We start from the raw sequence: 16,301 nt of genomic DNA, 5'->3' as shown, positions 1-16,301 counted from the left end.
CGCCCAATTCCGGACGCGGCCTCCTTGCGCGTCAGGCGGGAACTGCGCTGCGCAGTTCGGCCACCTGGTCCTTGTCGCCCAGAATCAGGCCGACACGCTGGTGCAGGCCGACCGGCGTGACCTCCATGATGCGTCCGGCACCGTCGATCGAGGCGCCGCCGGCCTGTTCGACGAGGAAGCTCATCGGATTGGCTTCGTAGAGCAGGCGCAGGCGGGCCTTGCCGGGGGTACGATGGTCGGCGGGATAGAGGAACACGCCGCCGCGCTTGAGGATGCGGTGGACGTCGGCCACCATCGAGGCGGTCCAGCGCATGTTGTAATCTCGCCCGCACGGCCCCTTGCCGGAGGTCAGGCGGTCGTCGATGAACGTGGCCACTTCGGGTGCCCATTGCGGACGGCGCGCCATGTTGATGGCGATCTCGCAGTTGCCCGCGGGGATCTGCATCGGGCCGTCGGTCATGATCCAGGCGCCGAGTTCACGGTCGAGCGTGAATTCGTAGACGCCCGAACCGATCGTCAGCACCAGCAGCGTCTGCGGGCCGTAGATCGCGTAGCCGGCGGCGACCTGCGCGGTGCCGGGCTGCAGGAAATCTTCCTCGCGCACTTCCCGTCCGGCGCAGGCCTCGGGCGCGCGCAGAACCGAAAAGATCGTGCCGACCGACAGGTTGACGTCGACATTGCTGGAACCATCGATCGGATCATAGACCAGCAGGTATTCGCCTCTGGGGTAGCGGTTCGGAATGGGGTGGATCGTCTCCATCTCTTCCGAGGCCATGCCGGCCAGATGGCCGCCCCACTCGTTGGCATCGACCAGCAGTTCGTTGGCGAGCACATCGAGCTTCTTCTGGACTTCGCCCTGGACGTTCTCGCTGTCGAGGCTGCCAAGCACGTCGCCCAGCGCGCCCTTGGCGATGGCATGGTTGATCGCCTTGCAGGCGCGGGCGACCGTCTCGATCAGCAGGCGCAGTTCGGGCGGACAGGTCGAGTTCGGCTCGCGCTGCTTTTCAAGCAGGAAACGGGTGAGTGTGGTTGGTCTCATGATGGTTCCCTTACCCCATGTTCCGGACAGTTCGATGGCATTGCCGGCGCGGGTTCACCCCTTGGGGCAGGCGTTACGCCGCGTCGCGCAGCCGCTGGGCTACGGCAGGGCCATGCGCGAAGGCGGTGGCCTTGGCAATGGCTTCATCGTCGGGACGAATGCCGGTGTAGAGAAAGAATTGTTCGACGGCCTGAAGAACGATTACTTCGGCGCCGGAAATAATCGTCTTGTCGGCCGCGAGAGCAGCCTTGATGAACGGTGTCTCCGCGGGCTGCGCGACAACGTCGAAAGCGATTTCGCAGGCCGCGATCTGCGCGGGCGTGAAGGCGAGTTCGCCGGCCTGGGCGCCTTCCATGCCGATCGGGGTCACGTTGACCAGCATGGCCGCATTTTGTTCGGGCAGTTCGGGTAGCCAGCGGAAACCGTATTGGGCAGCAAGTGCGGGGCCGGCCTCGGCATTGCGGGCGATCACGGTTCCGTCGCGGAAGCCGAGGTCGCGCAGGGCTGCAGCCACGGCCTTGGCCATGCCGCCGCTGCCGCGCAGCAGGAAGGGGGTGGCGGGATCGATGCCGCGCCGGGCGACCAGATCGCGCACCGCCGTATAGTCGGTATTGTAGCCGGTCAGCACTCCGTCTTCATTGACGATGGTGTTCACGCTGTCGATCGCGCGGGCCGAATCCTCAAGCCCGTCAAGCAGCGGGATCACCGCTTCCTTGAACGGCATCGAGATCGCGCAGCCGCGAATGCCAAGCGCCCGCACGCCGCCGATGGCGGCCGGCAGATCGGTAGTGGAGAAGGACTTGTAGACGAAGTCCAGCCCCAGCAGTCCGTAAAGCGTGTTGTGCAGGCGCGACCCGGCGTTGCCGGGGCGTGCCGAAAGCGACATGCAGAGATGCGTGTCGCGGCCGATCGATTGCTTGGCGCTGAAGTCGGTCATGGTTGGTCAGGCTCCGATAGGTTGGGCGGCGGCGCCGCGGGGCCCGCTCGATCCACGCGTGATGAGGCGCCCTGCCAGCACGACCTTGCGGGCCGGTGCATCGGGATGGTCGAGCCGGTCCAGCAGCATGGTCATCGCGGTCCGGCCGATCTCCTCGACCGGCTGTTCGATGACGCTGAGGCCGCCGCCGACGAATTCCATCCAGTCGTTGTTGTCGAACCCGGCAAGGGCTATGTCGCTGGGCGCTTCGAGACCGAGGGTCCGCAGGGCGCGCAGGACCGTCAGCAGCATGACGCCGTTGCTGGCGACAAGCGCGTCGGGCCGGACCGGGCCGGACAGCAAGTCGGTGACGACACGCTGTGCCGCCTCGGTGGCATGCGGCATTTCCACGGCGGTGGCTTCCATGCCCAGCTTGCGTGCGGCCCGTTCGAACCCGGCGCGACGCTCGATGCCCGTGCTGCTGGCGGCGCCGAACAGCCCCGCTATCCGGCGATGGCCCTGTGCGTGGAGGTGGGCGACCAGCTCGGCGGCCATGCTTTCATTGTCGAGCAGGACACTGTCGAGCCCCGCCGAGGGCAGGCTGCGGTCGATGAGGACGACGGGAAAGCCCGGCTCCAGTCTCTCCGCCTTCTCCACCCATTGGCGGCAGGGCGCGAAGATTACCCCCGTGACGCGTTCCTCGTGCATGAGTTCGAGGTAGGCGGCTTCCTTGGCCGGGTCCTCGTCGGTGTTGCACAGGATCACCCGCAGTCCCTGCGCGGTGGCCAGGTTTTCGATGGCGCGCGAGACGGCGGTGAAGAAGGGGTTGCGGATATCGGCAACGATCAGGCCGATGGTGTTGGTATGCTGCGAGCGCAGCCGCCGCGCGGCGAGGTTGGGGCGGTAGCCGGTGGACTTGACCGCGGCGAGCACCCGTTCCTGCATCGCCGGATCGACACTGCGTCCCGACAGCACCCGCGAAACGGTGGCGGGCGACACTTCGGCGACCCGGGCTACGTCCTTGATTCCAACTGCCATCAGTGGTGCACCATTCGAGAAATCGTTCTCACTTGCTGGAGCGTTTCGCCCCTCTCCTGCGGCGGACTATGCCTCATCTCTTCGCATGATCGCAAGCATTCTCTTGACAACGATCGCGAGAAAACGTTTTCTAGAGTCATCGAAGACTCGTTATCAAAACGGTCAGGAGAGGCTTGAAATGCTCGCAGATGCGCCCGCCTCGGGGGTCGAGGATCTCGTACGAATTGACGCCAGTGCGGCAGACAAGGTCGATGCGATTCGCCAGGTCGGCCAGCTTCTGGTCGCCGCCGGATGCGTCGCACCCGGATACGAGGACAGCATGGTCCGCCGTGAGGGTGTGGCCAACACCTTCCTTGGCGCGGGCGTCGCGATTCCGCATGGTCTGGGTGAGGACAAGGGGCTGGTCCGCCGCGACGGCGTGGCGATCCTCCAGCTGCGCGACGGGGTGGAATGGAACCCCGGCCAGCGCGCTCATCTGGTGGTCGGTATTGCTGCCAATTCGGACAGCCACATTGCCATCCTGCGCCGCCTGACCCGCCTCATTCAGGACGAGCCGCGCCTTGCCGCGCTTGTCGCTACCGACGATCCGGCCGCCTTTTCGCGCGCCCTGTGGGAAGACGGGGAGGCGTCCTCCCCGTCCGAACCGGCGGCCGACTATGCTGAAACCATTGAATGGACGGTCGATTACCCAACCGGCCTCCATGCCCGTCCCGCTTCGGCCTGGGTCGAAGCGGCGCGTGCCTCTGGCGTGCGCCTGCGCGTACGTCACGGCGGGGAGAGCGCCGATCCTCGCAGCCTCGTTTCCCTCCTCCAACTGGGGCTGCGTGCTGGTGATCGGGTGACTCTCTCCGCCGAAGGGGCAGGGGGCCGTGCGGCGCTGGACAGCTTTGCCGCCGTGGTCCGCCGCCTGACCGCGCGCGAGAAGGAAGACGCCGCGCGCGCTGCCGAGAAGGCCGCCGCGCCGATCCGGGGCTGGAAGCCGGTGGGCGAGCCGCAGATGATTGCCGGCGTCGCCGCCAGCCCGGGCCTCGCCATCGGCAAGGTCCATGTGCTCTCCGCGCAGGAACTCGACGTGCCCGACCGGCCGACCGATCTGGCCAGTGGTGGCACCCAGCTCAACGATGCGCTCACCCGCACCCGCGCACAGATGAAGGCGCTGATCGACGATACCACCCGCCGTCTGGGCGCAGGCGATGCGGCGATCTTCAAGGCGCAGGCCGAACTGCTCGACGATACCGACCTCATCACGCTCACCTGCCAGTTGATGGTGGAGGGGCACGGGGTCGCATGGTCGTGGCATCAGGCGGTGGACCGGATCGCCGGGCAACTTTCGGCTCTGGGCAATCCGGTGCTCGCCGCCCGCGCGGCCGACCTTCACGACATCGGCCGCCGCGTTCTGGCCGAGATCGATCCCGTGCTTGCGGCCGGGTCGCTGACCGATCTGCCCGAGGAGCCTTGCGTGCTGGTTGCCGCGGACCTTTCGCCTTCGGATACCGCCACGCTCGATACCGCGCGGGTTGCCGGCATTGCGACGGCACTCGGCGGGCCGACCTCGCACAGTGCGATCCTGGCCCGCACGCTGGGCCTGCCTTCGGTGGTGGCGGGCGGTGCGGACCTGCTCGGCCTTGCCGCCGGAGCCACCGCCATCGTCGATGGTGACAGTGGCCGCGTCTGGCTGAACCCGTCCGACGCCGATCTTTCCTCTGCCCGCGCGTGGATCGCGGACCTTGCCGAAAAGCGCGCCGCCGAAGAGGCCGAGCGCGGCAAGCCTGCCGAAACCCGCGACGGCCACCGCGTGGAGATCGCTGCCAACGTCAACCGCCCCGATCAGGTCGCGTTCGCGCTGGCGCAGGGCGGTGAGGGCGTCGGCCTGATGCGCACCGAATTCCTGTTCCTCGAACGCGGCGACAGCCCGGGCGAGGATGAGCAGGCCGAAATCTACCGTGCCATGACCGAGGCGCTCGGCGATCGCCCGCTGATCGTCCGCGCGCTCGACATCGGCGGCGACAAGCAGGTGCCGCATCTCGACCTGCCGCGCGAGGAGAACCCCTTCCTCGGCGTGCGCGGCGCGCGGCTGCTGCTGCGTCGGCCAGATTTGCTGGAGCCGCAGCTTCGCGCGCTTTACCGCGCGGCCAAGGCAGGCGGCGATCTTTCGATCATGTTCCCGATGATCACCTCGGTTCACGAACTGATTGCCTTGCGCGCCCGGTGCGAGGCGATCCGCGCCGAACTCGATGCGCCGGTGGTGCCGGTGGGCATCATGATCGAGGTTCCCGCGGCCGCCATTCAGGCGCGCTCGCTGGCGGCCCATGCCGATTTCTTCTCGATCGGCACCAATGACCTTACCCAATATGTCCTCGCCATCGACCGGCAGAACCCGGAACTGGCGGGCGATGCCGAAAGCCTGCACCCGGCCGTCCTGCGCATGATCGCGGCGACGGTGGAGGGCGCAAAGGCGCATGGCCGCTGGGTCGGCGTCTGCGGCGGCATTGCCGGTGATCCCTTCGGCGCGGCGCTGCTGGTGGGGCTCGGCGTCAGCGAACTGTCGATGACCCCGCGCGACATTCCGGCAGTGAAGGCGCGCATTCGCGGCGCCAGCCTCGAAGGGCTGCGCACGCTCGCTGCCAGGGCGCTCGATATGGAAAGCGCGGGCGACATCCGCGCTCTCGATGTGCCAGCAATCGAACAGGGGGAAGGCTGATGCGCACTCTTACGGTCACCTTCAACCCGGCCATCGACCAGACCGTCCTGCTGGATCGGCTGGTCGTGGGCGAAGTCCACCGCGCCCGCTCGGTGCGCCAGAACGCGGGCGGCAAGGGCGTGAACGTCGCCAGTTGCCTGGCCGACTGGGGCATGCCGGTTGCCGCCTATGGCCTGCTCGGCAGCGACAACGCCGCCGCTTTCGACGCGCTGTTTGCCGCCAAGGCCATCGAGGACCGCTTCATCCGCATTGCCGGAGCCACGCGGGTCAATCTCAAGCTGGTCGATGTGACGGGCACGACCGATATCAATCTGGACGGGATCGCCGTCGACGCAGGCCGCGCCGAAATGGTGGCGGCGACGATCTGCGAAGCCGCGCGTGAGGGCGATCTGGTGGTGCTGGCGGGAAGCCTGCCGCCGGGCTGTCCGCCGGATAGCTATGTCACGCTGGTGGCGCGGCTGCGCGCCTCCGGGTGCCGTGTGGTGCTCGACACCAGCGGGTTGCCGCTGAAGTGCGCGCTGACGGCCGATGTGCTGCCCGATGTAGTGAAACCCAACCGGGAGGAACTCGCGCAGTTGCTGGGCCGTCCTCTCCCCGATCTGGCGGCGCTTTCCGAAGCGGCCAGTGAATTGCACGCGCGCGGTGTTTCGCTGGTGGTCGTGTCGATGGGTGAGGAAGGGGCATTGTTCCTTTCGGCAGAAGGGGCAGCCACGGCGCGCCTCGCCATCGGGCAAGTGGCGAGCACGGTCGGCGCCGGGGATGCCATGGTTGCCGGGATCGTCGCGGCGCTGGGCGAGGGGGCGGGCCTTGAGCGTACCGCGCGCCTCGCCACGGCTTTCGCGGTCGCCAAGCTGGGCATGGCCGGGCCGAACCTACCCGATCTGCCGACTGTCCATGCGCTTGCCGAAGAAGTCAGCGTCGCCCCGTTCATGCCGCGCGGCTGGATGGAGCAGCAGAAAGCCACAACGGGGATTGGGGCTGGAGAGGAATAATGGCCAAGCTCTACGCAGTTATCGATGCGGCGGATTCCGCCGTACAGGGCGTGCTTGCCGGGGAGGCGCTGCGCAAGGCGGCGCGGGCCAGGGGCCGCGATATCGAGATCGAGGTGCGCACCGGACAGGGCGTGCTTAACCCTCTGCCCGAGGAATTGCAGGCAGGCGACACGCTGTTGCTGGTCGCCGCCAATGACGAGGCTGGAACAGCGCTTCCGCTCGCCCCGCATCGCCGGGTGACGCTGGAGGCCGTGCTGGCCGATCCGGCCGCCGCGCTGGTGCAGGAACCGCAGGCGTCCACCGATACGCCGCGCGTGGTGGCAATCACCTCGTGCCCCACCGGCATTGCGCATACCTTCATGGCGGCGGAGGGCCTTCAGGAAGGCGCGAAGCAGCTGGGCTATGCGATCCGCGTGGAAACGCAGGGCTCGGTCGGCGCCGGTTCGCCGCTGACGGCGGAAGAGATCGCTGCGGCCGATGTTGTCATCATCGCCGCGGACCGTGAGGTCGACCGTGCGCGCTTCGCCGGGAAGCGGGTCTTCGCATCGAGCACCAAGCCTGCCATCTCGGGCGGCAAGGCGCTGATCGAACGCGCGCTGACCGAAGCAAAAGTGCAGGGCGGCGCGGCTTCGGCCGAGACCGCCGGTGCCGCTGCCGAGCGGGCCGGTCCCTACAAGCACCTGATGACCGGCGTTTCCTTCATGTTGCCCTTCGTGGTCGCGGGCGGCCTGATGATTGCCATGGCCTTTGCGCTGGGGGGCATCAAAGCCAACGACGCAGCGGCCGAGGGTACACTTGCGGGTGCCCTGTTCCGCATCGGCGCGCAGGGCGGCTTCGCGCTGATCGTGCCGGCGCTGGCGGGCTATATCGCCTATTCGGTGGCCGACCGTCCCGGCATCGCGCCGGGCATGATCGGCGGGATGCTGGCCGCCAATCTGGGCGCGGGTTTCCTGGGCGGCATCGTTGCGGGCTTCATCGCCGGTTACGGCGTCGAATGGCTCAACCGGCTCATCAAGCTGCCCAAGAACCTTGCGGGCCTGAAGCCGGTGCTGATCCTGCCGCTGCTGGGCACGCTGCTGACCGGGCTGCTGATGATCTACGCGGTCGGCACGCCGGTCGCCGCCGCGCTGGCGTTCCTGACCGAGTGGCTGCGATCGATGCAGGGATCGAGCGCGATCCTGCTGGGCGTGATCCTGGGCGCGATGTCGGCCTTCGACATGGGCGGGCCGGTCAACAAGGCGGGTTATGCCTTCTCGGTCGGGCTGATTTCCAGTCAGGTCTACACGCCGATGGCCGCGACGATGGCGGCAGGCATGGTGCCGCCGCTCGCCGTGGGCCTTGCCACCCGCCTGTTCCGCGATCGTTTCACGACCGAGGAACGCGAGGCCGGAGGCGCCGCTGCCGTGCTGGGCCTCGCCTTCATCACCGAGGGCGCGATTCCCTTCGCCGCGCGCGATCCGTTCCGGGTGATCCCCTCGCTGATGGCGGGCTCGGCGATTGCCGGGGCGATTTCGATGGCGGCGGGTGTCGAACTCAAGGTGCCGCATGGCGGCGTGTTTGTCCTGCCGATCCCCGGCGCGGTCACGCATCTGGCGGTCTACGGGCTTGCCATTCTGGCGGGCGTGCTGGTGAGCGGGGTCCTTGTCGGCCTGCTCAAGCCGCGCCCGGCCTCGGCGGAAGCTGCCGCCGGCTGACATAATTCTGGTCCGGCACAAGACCGGACCGATCCATGAGAGGATACGTTTCGATGCGGTTCGCACTGCTCAAGGGCGCCTGCTGCGCAGGTGCCATCGCCCTTTCCTTGTCTGCTGGCATGTCTGCTGGCATGTCTGCTGCCATGGCGCAGGAGGCGGTTTCAGAGGACACAACGGCCACAGAGACACAGGCTGAAGCTACCAAGCCGTGGCAGCCGCTGGCCGATGACGGCATAACCCTCGCGCTCAGCTATACCGGAGAGGCGGCAACGAACGTCACCGGCGGTCTGCGCCGCGATGCCGCTTATGCCGGGCAGATCTATGTCGGGGCGGACCTCGACATGGACCGTATCGTCGGCATCGGCGGCGCTACCATCCATGCCGCGATCACCAACCGCCATGGCGACAGCCTTTCGGCGCTGGCGCTGGGCAACAACACCTCGGTTCAGGAAATCTGGGGCACCCAGAACACCCACCTCGCGATCCTGACCTGGGAGCAGAAGCTGCTGAACGACCGACTGATGATCGAGGCGGGGCGCAGCCAGGCGAACATCCATTTCCTGAACTCGCCGATCTACTGCAACTTCCAGGGCAACTCGGGCTGCGGCAACCCGACGTTCGTCTTCAAGAACAGCAACTTCACCTATTTTCCGGCATCGAGCTGGATGATCCGCGCCAAGGCCGAAGTCCTGCCGCACGTGACCGTCCATGTCGGCGCTTACGAGGTCAACCCGGACCGCAAGCGGGCCAGCGACCACGGCTTCAACCCGAGCATCAAGAACGCCACCGGCGTGATCGTGCCGTGGGAACTGGGCTACTCCAATGAAGGCAAGGGCGTGCGCCTGCCCGGCCACTACATCGTCGGCGGCTGGTTCGACCGGGGCGACTATGCCGATCCGCTGCGTGACGATCAGGGCGGCATCGCCATCCTCACCGGGCGCGAGGCGCAGACCCGCAACGGCCGCTCAGGCATTTACTTCCGCTTCGATCAGCGCCTGACCCGGCCCGATCCCAATTCAGAGCGCGGCCTCAGTGTCTTTGGGGTGGCGATGACGAACCTGTCCGGCCGCGTCGAGGAGAGCCGCTTCTTCGACTTTGGCGTGGTGCAGACCGGCACTTTCGCGGGGCGCGATGCTGATACCATCGGCTTCATGATCAGCGATCAGCGCTTCAGCGACCTTGCCATGGAGCGCATGCGCGCCGCGCGGGTCTCGGCGGGCGGCGACGGCAAAATCCAGCGTCACCAGTACATGATGGAACTGGCCTATGGCGCCCAGCTCGGCCCGGCGATCCGCATATCGCCCAATGTCCAGTACATCCTGCATCCCGACCAGACCGGCGCGCCCTTCCGCACCAGGGACATCAAGGACGCGTTGATCTTCGGCTTCAAGTTCACCATCGATGCGCCGACCCTGCTGGGACGATGACGTAAAAAATCGCGTAATGTCATGAATGTGTCGCACCGTTGTGGCTTTGGGGCGCCGGACCGTCCAGGTCCTAGGTCAATGGGTCGCACTGGTGTCCGCACAGGATTTGCGCGAGGAGAGGATCCGCTGGATCACCTCGCAGATATTGCCGCATGAGGCGGAAGTCCGCGCGTGGCTGCGCAGGAGCCTGCGCGGGCAGGGGGATGTCGACGACGTTGTCCAGGAGGCCTATTGCCGGCTGTCCGAACTGCCAGACCACCGGCATATCCTGAACGGCCGTGCCTACTTCTTCGCCACGGTTCGCTCGATCGTTGTCCACGGCGTGCGCCGGGCGCGGCTGGTGCCTTTCGAGGCGGCGGATCAGGCCGAAATCGACGGGATGCCGGACGAAGCGCCTTCACCCGAGCAGGCGGTCGGCGCGCGGCTGCAACTGCGCCGGGCGCTCGACCTGATCGCCGCGCTGCCGCCGGCCTATCGCCATGCGCTGGAAATGCGCCGGCTCCATGGATTTTCGCAGAAGGAAACCGCCAGCTACCTTGGCGTGACCGAGAAAGTGGTCGAGAATAATGCCTTGCGCGGATTGCGCCTGCTGATGAAAATGATGGCCGGTGACGATGACCGGCATGACGACTGCAAGCCCGACAGCGCCCGCACTCCCGACCCGAAGCCCGATACCCGAGACGAGCCTGCCATCCATGCCCTCCATTGACGATATCGCCAGTGCCTGGGCCATGCGCGGCGACGCGGGAGTGCTCGATGCGGCGGAGCAGGCCGAACTCGATGCCTGGCTCGATGCGGATCGCCGCCATCGCGGCGCTTTTGTGCGCGCGCAGGCGGTTCTGAACCTGCTCGATGCGGTGCCTCGTCCGGAAGCGGAGCAGGCGGGGCCCCGCTGGCAGCGGTGGATACGCCCGGCTGCGGTGGCGGCTGCGGTGGGCGGCCTGGCCGCCATGGCTGCTTCACTGGCGCTGTTCCTGCTGGGGCCCACCGCGCCGGACTATGCCACCGAAATCGGCGAACAGCGTCAGGTCACGCTGGCGGACGGCTCGCTTGCCGCGCTCAACACCGGTAGCCAGCTCGACGTTGCCTATTCGCACGCGCGCCGCGATCTGACGCTGCGGCAGGGGGAAGCGTGGTTCAGGGTTGCGCACAACCGCGCGCGGCCGTTCGAAGTCACGGTGGGCCGCGTGCATGTGCGGGCTACCGGCACCGCGTTTTCGGTGCGCAGTGTCGCGCAGGGCGTGCGGGTGGTCGTCAGCGAAGGACGGGTTCTGGCCTGGGTCGACGGCTCGGGGCAACGCCCCATGGCCATCGCGCGCGGGGACGAGGCGCTGCTGCGCACCGACATCGCCGTGCAGGCACCGCCGGTGGCGGTGGACGTGGATCAGGCGCTGGCCTGGCGGCGGGGCGAGATCGGGCTGGATGGCGAGACGGGTCTGCAGGCGGCGGCGGAATTCAACCGCTATAGCCTGCGCCCGATCCGCATCCGGAACCCGCGTGCGGCACAGTACCGGCTGGTCGGCTATTTCCAGACCAGCCAGGCACAGGAATTCGCACAGGCGCTGGCAAGTCTGACGCACGCTAAAGTGTCATCAAATGGAAATGAAATAGTCATCGAATAGTAATCTGAAATTTTTCTGAATAAAAGTGAGGGGTTTGTTTTTGTCGATACTCTTCCTGTGCAGCAACAGGTGGAGGTTTCATGTTTTCGGTTTCGCGTACTTCGATATGGATGCTTGGCGCCGGGCTGGCAGCGATCTGCGCGCCCGTGGCCGTGGAGGCCCGCACCGCATCGATCGATGTACCCGCCCAGCCCGCCGCCGCGGGCATCCAGAGCTTTGCGCGGCAGGCCGGGGTGCAGGTCCTTGTCGAAAAGGACCTGACGCGGGGCAGGCGCACCAATGCGGTGAAGGGCAATCTGGATATCGATGAAGCGCTGGGCCGGCTGCTGCGCGGCACCGGGCTGGACGTCATGTCGATCGACGGCACCGTCATCACGCTGGGGCGGCGTGACGGCACGGCGGTTGCCGCGCCGAACCGTGGCGGTGCGATCCTTGTCGAAGCCCGCCGCGTGCCCTCGCGCATGACCCGCAAGGCGACGGCGGTGGTCGATACCGTGCGGTTCGACGATGTGGCGACACTGGCGGGCGGCGATGGCTCGGTGGTCGAGCAGCTGGTCACCCTGCCCGGTGTGACCGGCATCGAGGAAGGCGATACCCCGCGCTTCATCTCGATCCGCGGCATTTCCGCCAATCTCAACGCGACCACCATCGACGGTCTTTCCATCGCCTCGATCGGTTCGGACGGCGATGGTTCGCGGCAGGTGAACCTGCAACTGCTGCCCTCGAACATGAGCGCGGGAAACGAGGTCTACAAGAGCTTTACCCCCGAGCTTCCCGGTGACGCCATCGGCGGCGTCGTCAACGTCGCCACCCGCAGCGCCTTCGATCACGACGGGCTCTACAAGGTGATCGACCTGAACGGCATCTATTCGACCTATCGCGGACCGGCGCACATCAACGCCATTACGGGTTCGGGCGCGCACTGGGGCGAAGGCATCAAGGGTGTCGTCAGCGATCGCTTCGGCCCCGGCGGCCAGTTCGGCATCGTGCTTTCCGGTGAATACCAGAAGCGCATCCGCAACTCGGCCAAGTACTGGCAGGCAACCAAGTACTACTTCAGCGATGCCGGCAAGAAGCTGGCCAGCCCGCAGGATCCCAATTGGAACGGCCTGATCGTGCCGTACGACCAGCAATATGCCAGCTATACCAATACGCTGCGTTCTTACGGCGGTTCGGCCAAACTCGAATGGCAGTCGGCCGACGAGAGCCTCTATGCCTCGATCATGGTCTTCGGACGGCGCCGCTACGAAGATTCCACCATGAACAAGCAGGACTACTACACCAAGAGCGCGATCTATGACCAGACCGAGGACGGCGGCCGCCAGCAGCTCAATTCGATCTATACGCGCTATCGTCACGACAACTGGGACCGCCGGTTGTTCGGCGTGATCGGCGATCTTTCGTGGAAGGCCGGTGCGGGTGTTCTCGAAATCCGGGGCGGCTACAACAAGGCGCTCTACGACAATCACCAGTACTCGATCGTCGCGCGGGCCTATCCCAAATCGGCCTATATCACCTATGCCTCGAACGGTGGGCCGGGCAATCTGCCTTACGTGACCTCGCTCAGCGATGTGAACGCGCTCGATCCGGCAAAGACGACCTACAACCTCAGCACGGCCTACGACATGTTTCGCGTCGCCCGCGAGGACATGGGCAATGCGCGCATCGACTATACCTGGAATGCCGAGGAGGACGATCGCGGGCTGGGTTTTGCGGTCGGCGCGGAATGGCGCAACCTGATCCTGCGCCGCAACCTCGACGAGACCGAATACAAGACCGGCATGGTCATGACCGACTACCTGTTCACGCCGGACTATACCGCGCTGGGGGCGATCGGGGCGATGCCGTGGATCGACTATCGCTTTGTCGACAAGATGGCGGAACTGACGGTCGATGCGAGCAATTCGGCTTACGACAGCCTGATCTCCGACTATCGTTATGACGAGACCACGCTGACGCCCTATGCCGCGTTGCACTACCGAACGGACAGGCTGGCGCTCGTCTGGGGCGTGCGGCTCGACCATACGCGCTTTGCGGCGGACACGCCTTACGTCTCGGAAGGCGCGATCGATGGCATGACCCGCAATCGCGGCGGCTATGATTTCCCGCTGCCCTCGTTCTCGGCGGAATACAGGCTGGCCCGCCGCACCGTGCTCAGCGGTTCGGCCAGTCGCACCATCGGCCGCCCGACGCCCGGCGATGTCGCCCAGGCCCGCAGCGTGAGCTGCGGCGAGACCGACGACGGCGGCGAGGGCTGCACGATCAGCCAGGGCAACCCCGACCTCAAGCCCCGCCGGGCGACCAATCTCGACGTGACCTTCACGCAGGGCTTCCACGGCGACAAGGGCCTGTTCGGGGTGAGTGCCTTCGCCAAGTGGATCGCCGACGACATCTACGACCTCACCAGCTACACGACGGTTGACGATACCACCTACAAGATCAGCCAGCCCCTCAACGCTTCCGGTTCGCGCATCTTCGGTATCGAGGGCCGGATCGAGAACAAGGGCATCAAGTTTGCCGGCCAGAAGTTCGACCTCTTCGCCAACCTGACCTGGATGAAGGGGCACATGGACGTGGTGAGCGACAGCGGCACCCGCAGCATCGACCGGATGCTCTATCAGCCCGAGATCCTCGCCAATGCCGGGGTGACCTGGCACACCCCGTTCCTGCGCAGCGCCTTCACCGCGCGCTACAACTATCGCGGCAAGTATCTCGAGAGCGTCGGCGCCTCGCCCTGGCTGGACGAAGGCCGTGCGGGCTATGGCACGGTGGACCTCAGCCTCACCCAGAAGATCACCTCGTTCGCAACACTCAAGTACGAGTTCTACAACGTGCTGGGGGAGAAGCCGAAGTGGCTGATGGGCGACAAGCTCCAGCACTACACCGAGGTGGACGATTACGGCCGCACCGCCTTCATCCACCTTATAATCCGTTGACCGGAAACTGCTCTAGACCCGCCTTTCCGACTGATCCCTGCAGAAAGCCAGCCCATGCGCCCCTTCGATCGTCGCCACGCCCTTCAGTTGCTCGGTGCCGGCGGTGCCGGCCTGATCGGCACCCTGCCGTTTACAGCTTTCGGGCAGGAGCGCCCTTATCCGCGCAACCTCATGGCCGATCCGAAATTCGGCAGCGATCCCTTCACGCTGGGTGTGGCCTCGGGCGATCCGGCAAGCGACGGCTTCGTGATCTGGACCCGGCTCGCGCCCAACCCGCTCGAACCCTATGGCGGCATGGCGCTGAAGCCCGTCGCGGTGCTGTGGGAAGTGGCTGAGGACGAACATTTCGCGACGATCGCCATGAGGGGCGAGGCGCTGGCACATCCGGAGCTTGCCCATTCGGTCCATGTCGAAGTCGCGGGGCTGCGCCCTGATCGGCCCTATTGGTACCGCTTCCGCGTCGGCAGCGAGCAAAGCATGACCGGCCGCAGCCGCACTTTGCCTGCTGCGGGTGCCAAGGTCCAGCGTCTGCGTTTCGTCGCCGCCGGTTGCCAGCACTACGAGCAGGGCCTTTACACGGCATGGCGTCATATCGCCGACGAGGCGCTGGACTTCGTGTTCCACTACGGCGACTACATTTACGAGGGCCCGGACCACGGTGCGGGGCCGTTCAAGGCCAATGGCCGCAGCTACGACGAAGTGCGCCGCCATGTGGGCGGGGAGATCTATACCCTCGACGACTATCGACGCCGCTATGCGCTCTACAAGTCGGATGCCGACCTCAAGGCCGCACATGCCTCGGCGCCGTTCTGGATGAGCTTCGACGATCACGAGATCGACAACAACTGGGCCGCCGATTTCGATCAGGACGGTACGCCGCCCGAAGTCTTTGCCTTTCGCCGCGCGATGGCGATGCAGGCCTATTACGAACACATGCCGCTGCGCCGCACTTCAATGCCGCAGGGCGGCCATATGCGCATGTATCGCGGGGCCCGTTATGGCGATCTGCTGAACGCCTTCGTGCTGGATACGCGCCAGTATCGTGCCGACCAGCTTTACGGGGATACCCTCGCTCCGCTCGGCCCTGAGGCTTTCGCGGAACGCAGTATCATGGGCGCCGCGCAGGAGAAGTGGCTCTACGAGGGCCTCGGAGCATCCGACACGCGCTGGAACCTGATCGCGCATCAGGTCATGGTGATGAACCTCGATCAGCGGAAGGTCTCGCCAAAGAAGGGCGCGAGCGATCACGCGACATATTCGATGGACCAGTGGCCGGGCTATATGGCCAACCGCCGCCGTCTGCTCGACTGCATCGACAAGCGCTGTCCGGGCAATGTCGTGAACGTGACGGGCGACGCGCACCGTCATTATGCAGGCGATCTCGTGCAGGACGAACATGCACCGGGAGCCGATGGAAAGGTGATTTCGAGCGAGTTTCTGGCAACCTCGGTCTCGTCGGGCGCCGACGGGCAGGGCGACGAAGACGCCTATAGCCGCCAGATCCGGGCCGATAATGCCTTCCTCAGGGCGACCACCGACCAGCGCGGCTATCTCCTTTGCGACGTGTCTCCCGCCGAATGGGTTGGCGAACTCAAGGTGTTGGACAGGGTGACGACATCTGGCGGCAGCCTCTCGACTTATGCGCGTTTTGCCATCGAACATGGGAAGCCGGGTCTGCAGCGGGCGTGATCCGGCGATTCTCCGGCATTTTTCGAAGGCGGGCGTGCCGGGGGGCGGGGGGGCTGTCCTGCGGGGAAGTCGGTGGATCAATAAAATACTGAATTTATGTGATTTTCAACAAAATGTCGTTTTTTTGAAAAAGGTGTTTGACCGAATCACGGGTGGGTCTTAGAGGGCCTCTCACCGCAGCGGACCACACGGTTTAGCTGAGGTCGCCAACAGAGACGGGCAACATGCTCCCCCATCGCAAGAAGCG

General features: G+C 65.9%; 11 protein-coding genes. 8 read left to right on the top strand and 3 right to left on the bottom strand.

The window, feature by feature from the left end:
- Nucleotides 1-31 precede the first annotated feature (31 nt).
- The 3 genes from DM450_RS21925 to DM450_RS21915 all read right to left on the bottom strand — a co-directional run bounded on the left by DM450_RS21925 (nucleotide 32) and on the right by DM450_RS21915 (nucleotide 2,993).
- Complete coding sequence (locus DM450_RS21925; RefSeq protein ID WP_142639109.1) at nucleotides 32-1,039, bottom strand: class 1 fructose-bisphosphatase; 1,008 nt, start codon at nucleotides 1,037-1,039, stop codon at nucleotides 32-34.
- A 73-nt stretch (nucleotides 1,040-1,112) separates the two neighbouring features.
- Nucleotides 1,113-1,976, bottom strand: coding sequence for a shikimate 5-dehydrogenase (locus tag DM450_RS21920; protein WP_142639107.1), 864 nt, complete (start codon nucleotides 1,974-1,976; stop codon nucleotides 1,113-1,115).
- Between the two features lie 6 nt (nucleotides 1,977-1,982).
- A complete protein-coding gene (locus tag DM450_RS21915; RefSeq protein WP_142639105.1) occupies nucleotides 1,983-2,993 on the bottom strand; it encodes a LacI family DNA-binding transcriptional regulator in 1,011 nt (336 codons plus the stop codon).
- A gap of 178 nt (nucleotides 2,994-3,171) precedes the next feature.
- On the opposite strand from DM450_RS21915, the gene ptsP reads away from it, so the two are divergent.
- From ptsP to DM450_RS21875, 8 genes are all read left to right on the top strand, one after another.
- Entirely contained in the window at nucleotides 3,172-5,694 is a 2,523-nt protein-coding gene (ptsP, locus tag DM450_RS21910) for a phosphoenolpyruvate--protein phosphotransferase (protein WP_142639103.1), read from the top strand.
- Entirely contained in the window at nucleotides 5,694-6,686 is a 993-nt protein-coding gene (pfkB, locus tag DM450_RS21905; protein WP_142639101.1) for a 1-phosphofructokinase, read from the top strand. The genes ptsP and pfkB overlap by 1 nt, the downstream gene beginning before the upstream one ends.
- The gene (locus tag DM450_RS21900) at nucleotides 6,686-8,380 is read left to right on the top strand and encodes a fructose-specific PTS transporter subunit EIIC (protein ID WP_142639099.1); all 1,695 of its coding nucleotides are present in this window, start codon (nucleotides 6,686-6,688) and stop codon (nucleotides 8,378-8,380) included. Before pfkB ends, DM450_RS21900 begins: the two co-directional genes overlap by 1 nt.
- A gap of 53 nt (nucleotides 8,381-8,433) precedes the next feature.
- The gene (locus tag DM450_RS21895; RefSeq protein ID WP_142639097.1) at nucleotides 8,434-9,807 is read left to right on the top strand and encodes a carbohydrate porin; all 1,374 of its coding nucleotides are present in this window, start codon (nucleotides 8,434-8,436) and stop codon (nucleotides 9,805-9,807) included.
- A gap of 91 nt (nucleotides 9,808-9,898) precedes the next feature.
- Nucleotides 9,899-10,516 carry an RNA polymerase sigma factor gene (locus DM450_RS21890; protein ID WP_185928810.1) on the top strand — a complete coding sequence of 206 codons (618 nt, stop codon included), beginning with the start codon at nucleotides 9,899-9,901 and terminating at the stop codon, nucleotides 10,514-10,516.
- Nucleotides 10,503-11,429, top strand: coding sequence for a FecR family protein (locus tag DM450_RS21885; RefSeq protein WP_185928809.1), 927 nt, complete (start codon nucleotides 10,503-10,505; stop codon nucleotides 11,427-11,429). The genes DM450_RS21890 and DM450_RS21885 overlap by 14 nt, the downstream gene beginning before the upstream one ends.
- Before the next feature lie 80 nt (nucleotides 11,430-11,509).
- Nucleotides 11,510-14,365 (top strand): TonB-dependent receptor, encoded by a 2,856-nt coding sequence (locus DM450_RS21880; RefSeq protein ID WP_142639091.1) that lies wholly within the window; start codon nucleotides 11,510-11,512, stop codon nucleotides 14,363-14,365.
- A gap of 54 nt (nucleotides 14,366-14,419) precedes the next feature.
- On the top strand, nucleotides 14,420-16,054 hold the full coding sequence (locus DM450_RS21875; protein WP_142639089.1) for an alkaline phosphatase D family protein: 1,635 nt from the start codon (nucleotides 14,420-14,422) through the stop codon (nucleotides 16,052-16,054).
- Nucleotides 16,055-16,301 lie beyond the last annotated feature (247 nt).

This window comes from Sphingomonas sp. IC081, from assembly GCF_006874585.1.
GTDB lineage: Bacteria > Pseudomonadota > Alphaproteobacteria > Sphingomonadales > Sphingomonadaceae > Novosphingobium.
This window is presented reverse-complemented; position numbering and strand designations above follow the sequence as displayed.

What these genes read in the sequence shown, in the direction of transcription:
- DM450_RS21915 (WP_142639105.1), bottom strand. Translation starts at nt 2,993, where the DNA reads ATGGCAGTTGGAATCAAGGACGTAGCCCGGGTCGCCGAAGTGTCGCCC.
- DM450_RS21920 (WP_142639107.1), bottom strand. Translation starts at nt 1,976, where the DNA reads ATGACCGACTTCAGCGCCAAGCAATCGATCGGCCGCGACACGCATCTC.
- DM450_RS21900 (WP_142639099.1), top strand. Translation starts at nt 6,686, where the DNA reads ATGGCCAAGCTCTACGCAGTTATCGATGCGGCGGATTCCGCCGTACAG.
- DM450_RS21925 (WP_142639109.1), bottom strand. Translation starts at nt 1,039, where the DNA reads ATGAGACCAACCACACTCACCCGTTTCCTGCTTGAAAAGCAGCGCGAG.
- DM450_RS21875 (WP_142639089.1), top strand. Translation starts at nt 14,420, where the DNA reads ATGCGCCCCTTCGATCGTCGCCACGCCCTTCAGTTGCTCGGTGCCGGC.
- pfkB (WP_142639101.1), top strand. Translation starts at nt 5,694, where the DNA reads ATGCGCACTCTTACGGTCACCTTCAACCCGGCCATCGACCAGACCGTC.
- ptsP (WP_142639103.1), top strand. Translation starts at nt 3,172, where the DNA reads ATGCTCGCAGATGCGCCCGCCTCGGGGGTCGAGGATCTCGTACGAATT.
- DM450_RS21895 (WP_142639097.1), top strand. Translation starts at nt 8,434, where the DNA reads ATGCGGTTCGCACTGCTCAAGGGCGCCTGCTGCGCAGGTGCCATCGCC.
- DM450_RS21880 (WP_142639091.1), top strand. Translation starts at nt 11,510, where the DNA reads ATGTTTTCGGTTTCGCGTACTTCGATATGGATGCTTGGCGCCGGGCTG.
- DM450_RS21885 (WP_185928809.1), top strand. Translation starts at nt 10,503, where the DNA reads ATGCCCTCCATTGACGATATCGCCAGTGCCTGGGCCATGCGCGGCGAC.